Annotated in this window: 13 protein-coding genes and 1 riboswitch; of the genes, 9 read left to right on the plus strand and 4 right to left on the minus strand. The window is 74.6% G+C overall.

The window, feature by feature from the left end; all coding sequences use genetic code 11:
- Positions 1 to 292: 292 nt before the first annotated feature.
- Together AB2L27_RS09945 and AB2L27_RS09950 are read right to left on the minus strand one after the other, a co-directional pair.
- Positions 293 to 985, minus strand: coding sequence for a hypothetical protein (locus tag AB2L27_RS09945; protein ID WP_370441302.1), 693 nt, complete (start codon positions 983 to 985; stop codon positions 293 to 295).
- Between the two features lie 72 nt (positions 986 to 1057).
- Entirely contained in the window at positions 1058 to 1798 is a 741-nt protein-coding gene (locus AB2L27_RS09950) for a GNAT family N-acetyltransferase (protein ID WP_370441303.1), read from the minus strand.
- A 149-nt stretch (positions 1799 to 1947) separates the two neighbouring features.
- Here AB2L27_RS09950 and AB2L27_RS09955 point away from each other — a divergent pair, with 149 nt between their 5' ends.
- The 3 genes from AB2L27_RS09955 (at position 1948) to AB2L27_RS09965 (ending at position 5838) form a co-directional block, all read left to right on the plus strand.
- The gene (locus AB2L27_RS09955) at positions 1948 to 3528 is read left to right on the plus strand and encodes a methyl-accepting chemotaxis protein (protein WP_370441304.1); all 1581 of its coding nucleotides are present in this window, start codon (positions 1948 to 1950) and stop codon (positions 3526 to 3528) included.
- 65 nt (positions 3529 to 3593) lie between these two features.
- Entirely contained in the window at positions 3594 to 4157 is a 564-nt protein-coding gene (locus tag AB2L27_RS09960; protein ID WP_370441305.1) for a hypothetical protein, read from the plus strand.
- Between the two features lie 156 nt (positions 4158 to 4313).
- Positions 4314 to 4425, plus strand: a riboswitch (SAM riboswitch).
- A gap of 54 nt (positions 4426 to 4479) precedes the next feature.
- A complete protein-coding gene (locus AB2L27_RS09965) occupies positions 4480 to 5838 on the plus strand; it encodes an MFS transporter (protein WP_370441306.1) in 1359 nt (452 codons plus the stop codon).
- 76 nt (positions 5839 to 5914) lie between these two features.
- Here AB2L27_RS09965 and AB2L27_RS09970 read toward each other — a convergent pair whose 3' ends face one another.
- A complete protein-coding gene (locus AB2L27_RS09970) occupies positions 5915 to 6868 on the minus strand; it encodes an NAD-dependent epimerase/dehydratase family protein (protein WP_370441307.1) in 954 nt (317 codons plus the stop codon).
- A 5-nt stretch (positions 6869 to 6873) separates the two neighbouring features.
- Positions 6874 to 8313 (minus strand): aldehyde dehydrogenase (NADP(+)), encoded by a 1440-nt coding sequence (locus tag AB2L27_RS09975; protein ID WP_370441308.1) that lies wholly within the window; start codon positions 8311 to 8313, stop codon positions 6874 to 6876.
- Positions 8314 to 8529: 216 nt separating this feature from the next.
- Between AB2L27_RS09975 and sucC the strand changes: the two genes are divergently transcribed.
- The 6 genes from sucC to AB2L27_RS10005 all read left to right on the plus strand — a co-directional run bounded on the left by sucC (position 8530) and on the right by AB2L27_RS10005 (position 14654).
- Positions 8530 to 9708, plus strand: a complete 1179-nt coding sequence (gene sucC / locus AB2L27_RS09980; protein ID WP_370441309.1) for an ADP-forming succinate--CoA ligase subunit beta — start codon at positions 8530 to 8532, stop codon at positions 9706 to 9708.
- A 3-nt stretch (positions 9709 to 9711) separates the two neighbouring features.
- A complete protein-coding gene (sucD, locus tag AB2L27_RS09985) occupies positions 9712 to 10611 on the plus strand; it encodes a succinate--CoA ligase subunit alpha (protein WP_370441310.1) in 900 nt (299 codons plus the stop codon).
- Positions 10612 to 10730: 119 nt separating this feature from the next.
- A complete protein-coding gene (locus tag AB2L27_RS09990; protein ID WP_370441311.1) occupies positions 10731 to 11990 on the plus strand; it encodes a cell division protein PerM in 1260 nt (419 codons plus the stop codon).
- Positions 11991 to 12120: 130 nt separating this feature from the next.
- On the plus strand, positions 12121 to 12786 hold the full coding sequence (purN, locus tag AB2L27_RS09995) for a phosphoribosylglycinamide formyltransferase (RefSeq protein WP_370441312.1): 666 nt from the start codon (positions 12121 to 12123) through the stop codon (positions 12784 to 12786).
- Positions 12786 to 14357, plus strand: a complete 1572-nt coding sequence (gene purH / locus AB2L27_RS10000) for a bifunctional phosphoribosylaminoimidazolecarboxamide formyltransferase/IMP cyclohydrolase (protein ID WP_370441313.1) — start codon at positions 12786 to 12788, stop codon at positions 14355 to 14357. Before purN ends, purH begins: the two co-directional genes overlap by 1 nt.
- A 15-nt stretch (positions 14358 to 14372) precedes the next feature.
- Positions 14373 to 14654 (plus strand): DUF3017 domain-containing protein, encoded by a 282-nt coding sequence (locus tag AB2L27_RS10005; protein ID WP_370441314.1) that lies wholly within the window; start codon positions 14373 to 14375, stop codon positions 14652 to 14654.
- The last annotated feature ends 126 nt before the right edge of the window (positions 14655 to 14780 follow it).

The raw sequence follows: 14780 nt of genomic DNA on the forward strand, positions 1-14780 counted from the left end.
CGGTCAGATACTGGCTGCATGACGCCACCCGAGGCCGACCCCACGGGTCCACGTCGTCGTCCCGTCAGTCGAGTGTTGGTGGCGCTCCTGGCTGCCACGCTGGCCGGGAACACAACGGCAGCGTTCCTCAGCCTTGCAGGCTGGACAGCGTGGCAGCGCGGCGTGCTGGGCGGCGTGGTCACCGTCGTCATCGTGGGTCTGCTTTGGAGATGGGCCTTCCAGCCCCCCAAGTAGCTCGAACCGCTCGATCGTCCCGCGTTGTGCGCGGCAGGTCATGCCCGATGAGCAGCAGTCAGGTAAGCGGCTGACTGCTCTCCTGCGCCAGAAGAACGCGCAGGTGCCCAGCCGGGAGGCCTTGCAGCCAGCTGTCGGCCTCCTCTAGCGCTGCCCGCAGCACCTCCAGGGGACTGCTCCCTTCCCACTCACTGGCTGGGTACTCCGTCCCCGGCACCGGGATCGCCACCGTCCAAATCCACGGCCCCGACTGCTCGGCCGGGGAGTACCCGACGCTCACGTCCATCCCCGCGTCCTCATCGGGCAGGTGGCAGCACAGCCGGGCCGCGTCCGCCAACAGCTGCGACCATCCTTGCCACGACCGGGAGGCCCCCTGGACGAGGTCATCCACCTCACTCGAGGCTGAGACCTCACCTGCAGTGGAGAGGGTCTTGGTGAGCTCGTCGATCACTGCGGCGGGATGACCGGCCAGCTCGTAGGCGTCTTCGCCGGAGTGCGGAAGCCCGAAGTTGACCTCCCAGGACAGGTCGGCTCCCTGGTCCTCACCCAGCCGGCTGTAGGGCACGTAGGCCAGGGTGAAGCCGCAGCCCGCAGGATCCCGGGCGATCATCGTGGCCAGCACCGTCGTGGTGGCCTGCTCCACCTGTGACCAGGGACGAAGGTCGCTCCACCCCTTCGCGTTCGGCGAGACGGCGAGGTCTTCTCGGTAGGCCACAGATCGAGCATCGCCAGACAGCTGGTCCCACGCCACCGACTTCACGGTCATCCCGCGTAGTGCGCGCTGCCACGACGGGCGAGCGATGCCGACTCCGCTCTACGACTGTCACCGATGTCCTGATGCGTCACCCGTCAGGTCTCGGGCATCGGGGGTCCGCACCGTCACGAAGTCCAGGGTGCGGCGCAGCCGGAAGCCCAGGTGCTCGTAGAGCCCGATCGCCCCCGTGTTGTGCGCCGCGGCGTGCAGGAACGGCAGCTCGCCGCGCTCGCGGATCCCGTGCGCGACCGCCCGCAGGAGCGTCGTGGCCAGCCCCCGCCCCCGCGCGGAGGGGTCGGTGCACACGGCGCTGATCTCCGTCGCCGCGCCCAGGCGCAACCGCTCCCCGGCCATCGCCAGCAACCGCCCGTCCTCGCGGACCCCCAGGTAGCGGCCCATCAGCCGCGTGCGCCGGGCGAACGGCCCCGGCCGGGTGCGGGCGACGAGGTCCAGCGCGTCGTCGACGTCGTCGGCACCGAGCTCGACCAGGCCCGGGACGTCCCCGCCGGGGCGGGAGGCGAACGCGCCGGTCGCCACGAGCTGCACCCCGGGCAGGGCCGAGACCACGGTGAAACCCGGCGGGGGAGCGGCGGCCAACGCCGGGAGGACGACCTCCGCGCCCGGCCCGGTGGCCGCCGCGAGGTCCGCCCAGGCGGCCCGGTCCCCGGCGTCGGCCAGGGCGCCGAACGGCGAGACGTCCTCGGGGTAGCGACGGCCGGCACCGGCACCGACGGCCAGACCGGCGTGCACACCGGTCAGCGCGGCCCACACGGGGGCGTCCAGCAGGGTCTCGACGGGAACGTCCGGCACCGGCGCATGGTCGCAGACGGCCGGGCCCTCCGACGGCGGCCCGGGGCCGTGGCTCAGGGTCGGCCCCCGACCGGCCGATGGAGGACGGGAGGGCACGGTGCCCTCGGGTCCACCCCTGGAACGTCGAGCAGAGGCGAGGGTGTTGCGTCGTGTCCATCGTGCGGAACCTGCGGGTCGCGTCGAAGTTGATCGTCGGGTTCGGGCTGGTGACCCTGCTGCTCGTCGCGTCCACGGTCATCGGCCTGGCGCGGCTGAGCCAGGCCCAGGACGACCTGCAGGAGCTGAGCCACTCCGGCGTCGCCTCGGTGCGGGCGGCGGGTGCGACGAACTCCGCCCTGCTGCAGGTGCGCTCCGACGTGCAGAACATCGCGGTCGCCTCCCCGGAGAAGCGTTCCGCCCAGCGGGACAAGCTCACCGCCGACGACCAGGCGCTCGACGACGCGTGGTCGGCCTACCTGGCGACCGACCCGAACAGCTCCGCCGCCGAGCGCGACGCCTACACGACGGCGCTCGCGAACTACCGGTCGGTGCGCGCCCAGCTCGTCGAGCACGCGATGGCGGGTGACCTGGCGAGCTTCTCGGCCTACCGCGAGGCCACGGTCTCGCCGGCGGCCGCCCAGGTCATGGACGCCACCACCGCCCTGCTGACGACGGAGAACGCCGCGGCCGACGAGCTGGCCGCGACCGGGTCCGCGGCCTACCGCTCCTCGGTCCTCGTCCTGGTCCTCGTGGGGGTGGTCAGCGTCGCCGTCGCCGCCCTGGCGACCGTGGTGATCACCCGCTCGATCTCCCGCCCGCTGAGCCTGACGCTGCACGTCGTGGAGGGGCTGGCCGACGGCCGCCTCGACCAGCGCGTCGACTACTCCGCCCGGGACGAGATGGGGCAGCTCGCCGCGGCCCTGAACACCTCCACCGGCAAGCTGGCCGAGGTCGTGCGCGAGGTCGCGCGCAACGCCGCGGACCTGTCCGGTTCCTCCCGGCAGCTCACCTCCGTCGCCGACGTCCTGTCCGCCGGGGCGGCCGAGTCCGCCTCGCAGTCGCAGGTCGTCTCCGCGGCGACCGAGGAGATCAGCGCGAACATCGGGACCGTCGCCGCCGCGGGGGAGGAGATGACCTCGGCCATCCGCGAGATCGCCACCTCCACCGCCACCGCGTCCCAGACCGCCGCCACCGCGGTGACCGCCGCCCAGGACGCCGAGGCGACGATCACCCGCCTGGGCGCCTCCAGCCGCGAGATCGGCGACGTCGTCAAGCTCATCACCTCCATCGCCGAGCAGACGAACCTGCTCGCGCTCAACGCCACCATCGAGGCCGCCCGCGCCGGCGACGCCGGCAAGGGGTTCGCCGTCGTGGCCGGGGAGGTCAAGGAACTGGCCCAGCAGACCGCCCGGGCGACCGAGGAGATCGTCACGAAGGTGAACGCCACCCAGGCCGACGCGGGGGCGGCGACCGGGGTCATCGCCCAGATCGCCGACGTCATCGCCCAGATCGACGGGTTGCAGGCCACCATCGCCGCCGCGGTGGAGGAGCAGTCGGCCACCACGAGCGAGATGGTCCGCAACGTCACCGAGGTCTCCACCGGCTCCCAGGAGATCGCGGCGAACATCACCGGCATCGCCCACGCCGCCGGGCGGACCACCGACAGCGCCTCGCAGACGGCCGCCACGGCCGAGGAGGTCGCGCGGGCGGCGGGCCGGCTCAACGACCTCGTCGCCGGGTTCCGCGTCTGAGGTCCGCTCCGCCGCCCGGGTGAGGACCCCTCCGCCCGGGCGGCCGGGGCGCCGAAGCCCTTCGTGTGAACCACCGGACGACCACCCTCGCCGCCACCCTCGCCGCGACCTTCGCCCTGGCCGCCGCGGTCGCGCTGCCCACCGCGGGCAGCGCGTCCGCGGCCCGCCCCGCCGGTCCCGGGCCGACCGCGACCGCCACGGTCGCACCCACCGGTGCACCCACGGCCGCACCCACCGGCACCGCCACCGCGCGCCCGAGGACCGACCCCACCGCCCGTCCCACGCTCACCCGCCGGGTGCGCGCGCCGAAACTCGTCCTCACCGGGACCCTCGCGGCCGTCGACCCCGCGGCCGGCCGCCTCACCGTCGCGGTCCGCGGCGGCCGGGACAAGTCGCTGCGGGGCCAGGACGTCGTCGTGGCCCTGACCCCCTCGACGGTCTTGCGTCAGGACGGCGCCGTCGTGGTGGCGGGCGACCTCCGCGTCGGCGGCCACGTCAGCGTCCAGGTCACCCGCGCCGCCGACTCCTCGTTCACGGCGACCCGGGTCAGCGTCGAGAGCGGCGAGGACGCCCCGACGAGTTCCCCCACGAGTTCTCCCACCAGTTCCCCCGCGGTCGCCCGCCGCTGACGACAGATCGTCTGCGGGACAGCGCTTCCCACCCCGGCCGTGGTCCTCTCGTCGCGGCCGGGGAACGGGCGGTGGAACCCCGCCGACGGGTGCGGCGGGGTTTGCGGTACCGAGGATCCGTTGACACGGGAAACACCCCTGGCTAAGTTCAGTGCCGGTCACGAGTTCCAGCGCGAAGCCCCGGCTCGCTGGACGGCAACCCTCCTCGTCGTGGGGTGCCCCGGGTGACGACCTGACCTGGTGCTCGACGCACGGGTAAGGACGACCTCCGGGGGTCCTGCGCGACGTCGACGCCGTGTGGACCGCGACCTGAGGACACGCCATGGCTGCTCGACTCGACCACTCGCGCTGGAAACCCGCGCACACCCGCATCGCGACCGCCCTCGGCATCGGCTGGATGCTCGACGCCTTCGAGGTGCAGATCATCGGATCGGTCATCCCGGGGATCCAGGCCGAGTTCGGCCTGGGGGCCGCGCAGGCCGTCGTCATCAACGTCGTGTGGTTCCTCGGCATCGCCCTGGGGGCGCTGGGGTTCGGCTGGCTGGCGGACGAGGTCGGACGCAAGCGGCTGTTCGTCGTGACGCTGCTCGTCTACTCCCTGGCCGCGGTGGCCAGTTCCGCGGCCCCCAGCTACGAGTTCTTCATGGTCTTCCGGTTCATCACCGCCCTCGGGGTCGGCGGTGAGTACTCCGCCATCACCTCCGCCATCTCGGAGTTCACCCCGGCCAGGAACCGCGGCCGGAGCAACGGCCTGGTCATGACCTTCTGGGCGCTGGGCGGGATCCTCTCCTCGCTGGTCTCCATCCTCGTCATCTCGGCCTTCGGGCTGAGCTGGCGCTACACCCTGCTGTTCGGGGTGGTCAGCGCGGCCTACGGGCTGCTCGCCCGGCGACTGGTCCCCGAATCACCGCGCTGGCTGGCCTCCCGGGGCCGCCTGGAGGAGGCGGACGCGGTGGTCGAGGAGATCACCGGCGAGGCGAGCCCGCAGGGGTACGTCCTGCCGCCGTCACCGGTGCGGGGCGGCGGCGCGCTGGGTGAGCTGTGGACCCACCACCGGGGCAAGCTGTTCTTCGGGATGGCCCTCGACTTCTCCGAGGCCGCCGGCTACTACGGGTTGTTCACGGCGATGAGCGTGTTCGTCTTCTCCTCGGCCTCCGGAGCCGTCCCCATCTCCGACGCAGCCCTGCCCTGGTACTTCCTCGTCGCCAACGTCGGGGCGCTGGCGGGCGGGGTCCTCATCGCCTGGTCGCTCGACCTCCTCGGGCGCCGGCCCTCCGTCGTCGCCGCCTACGCGGGAGCCTCCCTCAGCATGCTGGGGTGCGCGGCGGCGGCGTCGACGGGTTCCCGGCCGCTGGTGCTCGTGGCCTTCACGGTCGCGGCGTTCTTCGCGACCTGCGCCTGGGTGTCGGCCTACCCGACGTTCTCCGAGCAGTTCCCCACCCACCTGCGGGCGACCGGGGTCGGAGCCTCGGTGGGCGTCGGGCGCATGGGCGCCGTCGTGGGCCAGGTGCTCCTGGCGGAGGTCGCCGTCGCGTTCTCCGTGACGTCGATGTTCGTCCTGCTCGCCGCGTTCTGGCTGATCGGCGCGGCGGCCGGCGGCGTCTGGTGGGTCCACGGGAACGAGGCGCGGGGGAAGACCCTCGGTGAGCTCGAACTGGCTCCGGTGCCGGTCCGGTCCTGAGTCCTCGCCGGTACGGCACCGCCCGGGCCCGGGAGTTCCCGGGCCCGGGGGTGGTTCCCGGTCCGGGCCGCGGCCCTCACGCGCGCGGCAGCAACCCCATCGCCTCCACGGCCGCCCGCACGGCCTCCAGCGACGTCCCCGGCGCGTAGCCCAGGAGGTCCCGCGCCTTCTGCGTGCTCGCGGAGTGGCTGCGGGACAGGTGGTCCCAGCTCGCCTCGGCGTGCTCGCCGGCGGCGGCGCGGAACTCCGCCCACGTCACCGACCGCAGGTTCGCCTCCTTGCCCCACCACGCCGCGGCCGCCCGGGCGAAACCCCGGACGGTGAGGGCGCGGTCGGAGACGGCGTGGAAGCTCTCGCCCGCCGCCACGTCGGGGCGGGCGAGCGCGAGCCCGAAGAGCTGAGCGACGTCGTCGGCGTGGACGTGGTGCACCGTCTCCAGCCCCAGGCCCGGCACGAGGAGTTCCCGACCGCTCGACAACGCCTCCCAGACGTCGGGGTCGAGGTTGCCGAGGGGGGTGATGACCGGCCACCCGGGGCCGCTGATGTGGCCGGGGTGCACGACGGTGCTGCGCAGCCCGCCCGAGCGCGTCTCGGCGTGCAGGAACTCCTCGATCTCGGCCTTCTGCGTGCCGTACGGCCCGAACGGTTCCCGCGGGTCGTCCTCGCGCAGCGGGGAGGCGGCCGCCGGGCCGTGGACCCAGATCGTCCCGCAGTGCGCGTGGAACGCTCCCGTCGGGCGCAGCGCCTCGACGAGTTCGCGGGCCTGGTCGAGGGTGAAGCAGACGAGGTCCACGACGGCGTCCGGGCGCAGGCCGGCGACGCGGGCGCCGAACGTGCCGGCGGCGGCCTCGGCCTCGCGGTCGGCGACGACCCGTTCGACCTGCTCCCACGCGGGGTCGTCGTGGTAGGGCTCCCGGGTCCCGCGGCTGACGGCGGTGACGCGGTGACCCGCGCGCACCAGGCGCGGGACGAGGAAACTGCCGACGTGGCCGGTCGCACCGACGACGACGACGTGCTGCTGTCCGCTCACGGGGTTCAGTCCTTCAACTCGTCGGGCAGGGCGGTGGCGGGGAAACCCTGGAACGCCACCGGGCGCTGCCACCGGGTGATCGCGGCCGTGCCCACCGAGGTCGTCGTGGGTGTCGTCGTGGCGGGCCAGGGGCCGCCGTGCTGCTGGGCGGGCGAGACGGTCACGCCGGTGGGCCAGTCGTTCCAGACGACCCGGCCCACGTGCTCGGCCAGCAGCGCGCCCACCTCGGCGGCCAGCGGGTCGTCCGTCCCCGCCTGGACGGTGCCTGTCAACTGCCCCGGCAGCACGTCCAGGACGGCGCGCAGCTCGTCCTCGGAGGAGTAGCCGGCGACGAGACCGGCCGGCCCGAACGCCTCCAGCTCCAGCAGGTGCGGGTTCGCCAGGACGTCCGCGGCGGACACCGCGAACACCCGTGCGGCGGCCCCGTCGGGGCCGGCCTCGCCCTCGACGGCGGTGCGGACCCCGGGCTGGGACCCCAGGTCGGAGGCCGCCGCGACGAACCCCTCGACGATGCCCGGGTTCAGCATCGGCCCGGGGGCGGGCAGGTCCACGGCGGCGGTGAAGGCCTCGGCGTCGGGGACCAGGACGACCCCGGGGTTGGTGCAGAACTGCCCCGCGCCCAGGACGAGGGACCCCACCCAGCCCTCGGCGACGGCCGCGCCGCGCTCGGCCCACGCCGCCGGCGTCACGACGACGGGGTTGACGCTGCCGAGCTCGCCGTGGAAGGAGATCGGGTCCGGCCGGGACACCGCCAGGTCGAACAGCGCACGGCCACCGCGCACCGAGCCGGTGAACCCGGCGGCGCGGATGCGGGGGTCGGTGAGCGCGCGCCGGGACGCCTCGACCCCCTCGATGAGCGCGAAGGCCCCGTCGGGGAACCCGACCGCGCTCAGCGCGGCCGTCACCTGCTGCGCCGTGGTCAGCGACAGCCGCGGGTGGCCGGGGTGGGCCTTGACCACCACGGGGCAGCCCGCGGCCAGGGCCGAGACCGAGTCGCCGCCGAAGACGCTGAAGGCGAAGGGGAAGTTGCTGGCGGCGAATACCAGCACCGGCCCGATCGGGACGACGGTGCGCCGCAGGTCCGGGCGGGGGCCGGTGCCCCAGTCGGGGTCGGCGTGGTCGACGCGCGTGGGGGTCAGCGACCCGTCCCGCAGTCCCGCCGCGAACGACCGGGCCTGGAAGACCGTCCGCGTCAGCTCGCCCTCGAGCCGGGCCTGCGGCAGGTGCGTCTCGTGGGCGGCCAGGGCCACCAGCTCCGGGCGCGCCGCCTCCAGGGCCCCGGCCACCGCCTCCAGGGCGTCGGCCCGGGCGGCCGGGGTGCTGCGGGCCAGCGGCCGGGCCGCGGCCCGGGCGGCGGCGAGGACGTGCTCGAGGTCCTCGGGCGTGGTCTCGGGGGTGGTCTCGTCGGGGGTCGTGTCGGCGTGGGCGTCCCGGTGCGCATCCATGGTCGCCCCATCCTCACCCGCCCCGGTGGAGGCGGCGAGCCGGGCGGTGGCCGGGGACGGAGCGGGTGTGACGGGCGTCTCCCGACCTGACCGGACGTCCTCGCGGCAGCGGGACTAGGGTGCTGGACGCCCGTTGGACTGGTGCCGCAGCCGGCACGGACAGTCGCGGTGCGGACAGGCACTTCCGACCGAGGACGAGGAAGACGAGGAACACTGGTGGACCTCTTCGAGTACCAGGCGCGCGACCTGTTCGCCGCGCACGGCGTACCGGTGCTGGACGGCAGGGTCGCGACCACCCCCGAGGAGGCCCGCGCGGCCGCCGAGGCCATGGGTGGCGGGACCGTCGTCGTCAAGGCGCAGGTCAAGACGGGGGGCCGCGGCAAGGCCGGCGGCGTCAAGCTCGCGCACTCCCCGGAGGAGACGGCGCAGCGCGCCGGCGAGATCCTGGGCATGGACATCAAGGGCCACACCGTCCACCAGGTGATGATTGCCCAGGGCGCCAAGATCGCCGAGGAGTACTACTTCTCCGTCCTGCTCGACCGCTCCAACCGCACCTACCTGGCGATGGCCAGCGTCGAGGGCGGCGTGGAGATCGAGCAGCTCGCCGTCGAGCGGCCCGAGGCCCTGGCCCGCGTCCCCGTGGACGCCCTGACCGGGATCGACGCCGCCAAGGCCGCCGAGATCGCCGAAGCGGCCGGGTTCGCCCCCGAGCTGCGCGAGGCCGTGGCCGACGTGTTCGTGAAGCTGTGGGGGGTGTTCACCGCCGAGGACGCGACCCTCGTGGAGGTGAACCCGCTGGTGCGCACCGAGTCCGGTGACGTCGTCGCCCTCGACGGCAAGGTGACCCTCGACGAGAACGCCGACTTCCGGCACCCGGCGCACGCCGACCTCGCCGACGCCGCGGCCGCGGACCCGCTGGAGGCCAAGGCCAAGGAGCTGCACCTCAACTACGTCAAGCTCGACGGTGAGGTCGGCATCATCGGCAACGGCGCGGGTCTGGTCATGTCGACCCTCGACGTCGTCGCCTACGCGGGGGAGAAGCACGGCGGCACCAAGCCGGCGAACTTCCTCGACATCGGCGGCGGCGCGTCGGCGCAGGTCATGGCCAACGGCCTCGACGTCATCCTCAACGACCCCCAGGTCAAGAGCGTGTTCGTCAACGTCTTCGGCGGCATCACCGCCTGCGACGAGGTCGCCAAGGGCATCGTCTCCGCGCTCGGCATCCTGGGCGAGGAGGCCACCAAGCCGCTCGTCGTGCGCCTGGACGGCAACAACGTCGAGGAGGGACGCCGCATCCTCGCCGAGGCCGCGCACCCGCTCGTCACGGTCGTGGACACCATGGACGGTGCGGCCGACAAGGCCGCCGAGCTCGCCAACACCGCGGGGAAGGCCTGAGCGATGTCGATCTTCATCAACTCCGACAGCAAGGTCGTCGTCCAGGGGATGACGGGCTCGGAGGGGCGCAAGCACACCCAGCGCATGCTGGCCTCCGGCACGAACGTCGTCGGTGGGGTCACCCCCGGCAAGGGCGGGCAGTCCGTCGACTTCACCGGCGCCGACGGGTCCTCCGTCGCGGTCCCGGTGTTCTCCTCCGTGGGTGAGGCCCGCGAGGCGACCGGCGCGGACGTGTCGGTGATCTTCGTCCCGGCGAAGTTCACCAAGGGCGCCGTCGTGGAGGCCGTCGAGGCCGCCACCCCGCTCGTCGTCGTCATCACCGAGGGCGTCCCGGTCCACGACACCGCCGAGTTCTACGCGATGGCCGCCGCCTCCGGCACCACGCGCCTCGTGGGGCCGAACTGCCCCGGCCTCATCAGCCCCGGTCAGTCCAACGTCGGGATCATCCCGGCCGACATCACCCAGTCCGGCCGCATCGGCCTGGTCTCGAAGTCGGGCACGCTGACCTACCAGATGATGTACGAGCTGCGCGACATCGGCTTCTCCTCCGCGGTCGGCATCGGCGGGGACCCGGTCATCGGGACCACGCACATCGACGCGCTGCAGGCCTTCCAGGACGACCCCGACACCGACGTCATCGTCATGATCGGGGAGATCGGCGGGGACGCCGAGGAGCGCGCCGCGAAGTTCATCGAGGCCAACGTGACCAAGCCGGTCGTCGGCTACGTCGCCGGCTTCACCGCCCCCGAGGGCAAGACGATGGGCCACGCCGGCGCCATCGTCTCCGGCTCCGCGGGCACCGCGCAGGCCAAGAAGGACGCCCTGGAGGCGGCCGGGGTCAAGGTCGGCAAGACGCCGAGCGAGACCGCCCAGCTCGCGCGGGAGATCTTCCAGAGCCTCTGAGGCGGCTGCGCCGAGGACGGTTCGTCGGCCCCCGCTCCCGATCGACGGGAGCGGGGGCCGATCGCGTGTCCGGGTGTCGCTGCCACCGGTCCGCGTCCGGTGAGGCAGCATCGACGGTGATGTCCACGCCCACCGACCGCCCCGCCGCTCGTCCCGCCTCGGAACGACCCCGCCGGGCCAGTACCCCCGCCTCCGACCTCGCCCCGCTGCTCGCAGCCGCGGTCCGGTCCGTGCTCACCGTCCTCGTGCCGCTGGTGGCGCTGTGCATCGTCGGCTGGATCGCCTCGGTGCGCTCGACGTCCTCCCTGGCCGCCGTGGCCCGCGTGGGGGTCGACCTGTGGCTGCTCGCGCAGGGCAGCACCGTGGCCGTCGTCGGCGGCAGCGTCGGGATCGCCCCGCTCGGCCTGACGCTCCTGGTGGTCCTGTCCGCCCGCCGCGCGGTGCGGATGTGGCGGCGCGAGCAGGTCGCGGCCGGGCGCGAGGTGCCCTTCGGGTTCGCCCTCGGCGTCTTCACCGCCGGCCACGGCGTCCTGGCCCTGCTCCTGGCCCTGGTCTCGCGCAGCGGGGTCGCCGCGGCCGGTCCGGGGTCCGCGCTGCTCGGGGGGTGCCTGGCGGGCGGGCTCGGCGCGCTCGTCGCGCTGTGGCCGGACCGGCCCCGGGGCCCGGTGCTCGCGGCCGCGGCCGGGCGCCCCGCGCTCACCGCGACGCTGGCCCTCGTGGGGGCCGGGGCGCTGGTGACGGTCGCCGCCCTCGTCCACGGTCGCGACGACGTCCTCGCGCTGCACCGGGCCCTGGACCCCGGCGTCCTCGGCGGCGGTCTGCTCACGGCCGGGCAGGCCCTGCTGCTGCCGACCTTCGCCGTGTGGGGGCTGGCGTGGACGAGCGGGGCGGGGTTCGCCGTGGGGACCGGCACGTCCGTGGCCCCCGGGGGCACCTCGCTGGAGGTGCTGCCGACGCTGCCCGTCCTGGGCGCCCTGCCCGCGCCGGGACCGACCCCGGCGCTGGCGTGGGCCGCGGTGGCGGTGCCCGTCCTCGTGGGAGCCGGGGCCTGGTGGCTGCACGCCCGGCGCGGTCCGCAGGTCGACGGGCTGCTGCGCCGGTGCGGGGTCGCGGTGCTGACCGGTGCCGGCACCGGGCTCGCGGTGGCCGTCCTGGCCGCCTTCGCCGCCGGGCCGCTCGGTCACGGCCGCATGGGCCAGATCGGTCCCGACCCGCTGCTCACCGGCGTCGTCGTCGCCGGTGAGGTCGCCGCCGGGGCCGTCCTGGCCGTCCTGCTGGGCCGGGCCTGGCGGGCCTGGCGCGGGACGACGCTCGTCGTGACCCTGCCCGACACGGCCGCCGCGCAGGGGCAGGAGCCGCGCAAGCTGCTGGGGGAGTGAGGGGCGCGGACCCGGAGGTGCCGGAACGTCACGCACCGCCCGCGCGACCGCCGCGGGCGGGCCGGGGACGGGGCGGGGTGGGGCGCCGTCACGGGAGTTCGGGAGCCGGGGGTGCCGGCGGCTAGAGTCCGTGCACGTGCCTGCCGGTCACCCCGCCCCCGTCGCCGCAGCACCCGTGCGGGTCGTCGTCCTCGCCTCCGGGTCCGGCTCCACGCTGCAGGCCCTCCTGGACTCCCCGGACCGCGGTGCCCTGTGGGAGGTCGTCGCCGTCGGGTCCGACAAGCCCGGGGTGACCGCCCTGGACCGCGCCGCGCGCGCCGGGGTGGCGACGTTCACCGTGGCCCCGGCGGACTTCTCCGACCGGCCCGACTGGGACGCCGCCCTGGCCGCCGAGGTCGCCCGCCACGAGCCCGGCCTCGTCGTCCTCGTCGGGTTCATGCGCATCCTCGGTGCCCCCCTCGTCCAGGCCCACGCCGGCCGGATGGTCAACACGCACCCGGCGCTGCTGCCCTCCTTCCCCGGCGCCCACGGCGTCCGTGACGCCCTGGCCCACGGGGTGAAGGTCACCGGCTGCACCGTCCACCTCGTCGACGCCGGCGTCGACACCGGCCCGATCCTGGACCAGGCCGCCGTGCGGGTGCTGCCCGAGGACGACGAGGCGAGCCTGCACGAGCGCATCAAGACCGCCGAACGCGACCTGCTCACCCGCGTCGTGAGCCGGCTGGCCCGCGAGACCACCCACCCGACGGGCACCCACCCGACGAGCACCCACCCCGAGAGGACGGCACCCCGCTGATGGACCCCCAGGCCACGAAGGTCCCCGTGAAGCGCGCGCTGGTCAGCGTCTACGACAAGACCGGTCTGGAGGAGCTCGCCCAGGGCCTGCACGCCGCGGGCGTCGCCCTCGTCTCCACCGGCTCGACCGCGACCCGCATCGCCGCCGCCGGTGTCCCCGTGACGCCCGTGGAGGAGCTCACCGGCTTCCCCGAGTGCCTCGACGGCCGGGTCAAGACGCTGCACCCGCGCGTGCACGCCGGGATCCTCGCCGACCGCCGCCTGCCCGACCACGTCCGCCAGCTCGCCGAGCTCGACGTCGAACCCTTCGACCTCGTCGTGGTCAACCTCTACCCGTTCGCGGCCACCGTGGCCTCCGGCGCCGGGTACGACGAGGTCGTCGAGCAGATCGACATCGGCGGCCCCTCGATGGTCCGCGCCGCCGCCAAGAACCACCCCAGCGTGGCCGTCGTCGTCGACCCCGCCCGCTACGGCGACGTGCTCGCCGCCGTCGCCGACGGCGGGTTCGACCTGACCGCCCGCCGCCGGCTGGCCGCCGCCGCGTTCGCGCACACCGCGGCCTACGACACCGCGGTGGCGACGTGGTTCGCGCAGCAGACCCTCGACGCCGGCGACGAGGGTTGGCCCGCCGTGGCCGGGGTCGCGCTGGAGCGCACCGCCGTCCTGCGCTACGGGGAGAACCCCCACCAGCAGGCCGCCGTCTACGCCGACCCGGCCGCCGCGCCCGGCATCGCCCAGGCCGTGCAGCTGCACGGCAAGGCCATGTCCTACAACAACTACGTCGACGCCGACGCCGCCCTGCGCGCCGCCTACGACCTCACCGGCCCGGCCGTGGCGGTCATCAAGCACGCCAACCCGTGCGGCATCGCCACCGGCGACGACATCGCCGCCGCCCACGCCAAGGCGCACGCGTGCGACCCCGTCTCGGCCTACGGCGGGGTCATCGCCGCCAACCGGGTCGTGACCCGGGCCATGGCCGAGCAGGTCGCCCCCGTCTTCACCGAGGTCGTCATCGCCCCCGGGTTCGAGCCCGAGGCGCTGCAGGTGCTGCAGGAGAAGAAGAACGTCCGCCTGCTGCAGCTCCCCGAGGGCTACGGGCGCAGCGCGCAGGAGTGGCGCCACGTCTCCGGCGGCGTCCTCGTCCAGACCCTCGACGCGGTCGACGCCGACGGGGACGACCCGGCGAACTGGATCCTCGCGGCGGGGGAGGCGGCCTCCCCGGAGGTGCTGGCCGACCTCGAGTTCGCCTGGCGCGCCGTCCGCTCGGTGCGGTCCAACGCGATCCTGCTGGCCCGGGACGGCGCCTCGGTCGGCGTGGGCATGGGCCAGGTCAACCGCGTCGACTCCTGCCGCCTCGCCGTCGACCGCGCCGGGGCCGAGCGCGCCACCGGTTCGGTCGCCGCCTCCGACGCGTTCTTCCCCTTCGCCGACGGCGCGCAGATCCTCCTCGACGCCGGGGTGCGGGCCATCGTCCAGCCCGGCGGGTCGATCCGCGACGCCGAGGTCGTCGAGGCCGCGACGAAGGCCGGCGTGACGATGTACTTCACCGGCGCGCGGCACTTCGCCCACTGACCCCCGGGCACGGACATGACCGGCTCCGAGCGCGTCCCCACGCCGGGCAACGCCGTCCTGCTGACCCTCGTCGGCGGGATCGTCGTGGCGCTGGTGCTGACCCTGCTCGCCGGCCCGGTCGCCGGCGGGTTCCTGCTCGGTGCCGACCTCGCGGTCGCCGCGGTCCTGCGGCTGGTGCTGCCGGTGCGGATCGCGGGGGCGCTCGCCGTCCGCTCCCGCGGGGTCGACGTCGCGATGCTGCTGGTGCTGGCCGTGTCCTGCCTCGTGCTGGCCGGGGTGGTCCCCACCCCGGTCTGAGAGACTGTTTCAGATGTGGTGTGGGGTGGGGTGCTTGCGGGTGAGGCGGCGCAACATGAGCCGGGTGTAGGCGATCTCGACCATGGTGATGGCGGTGGTGGCGAGGCGTTCGTAGTCCCGCGCCAG

This window comes from Kineococcus halophytocola, from assembly GCF_041276425.1.
Taxonomy (GTDB): domain Bacteria; phylum Actinomycetota; class Actinomycetes; order Actinomycetales; family Kineococcaceae; genus Kineococcus; species Kineococcus halophytocola.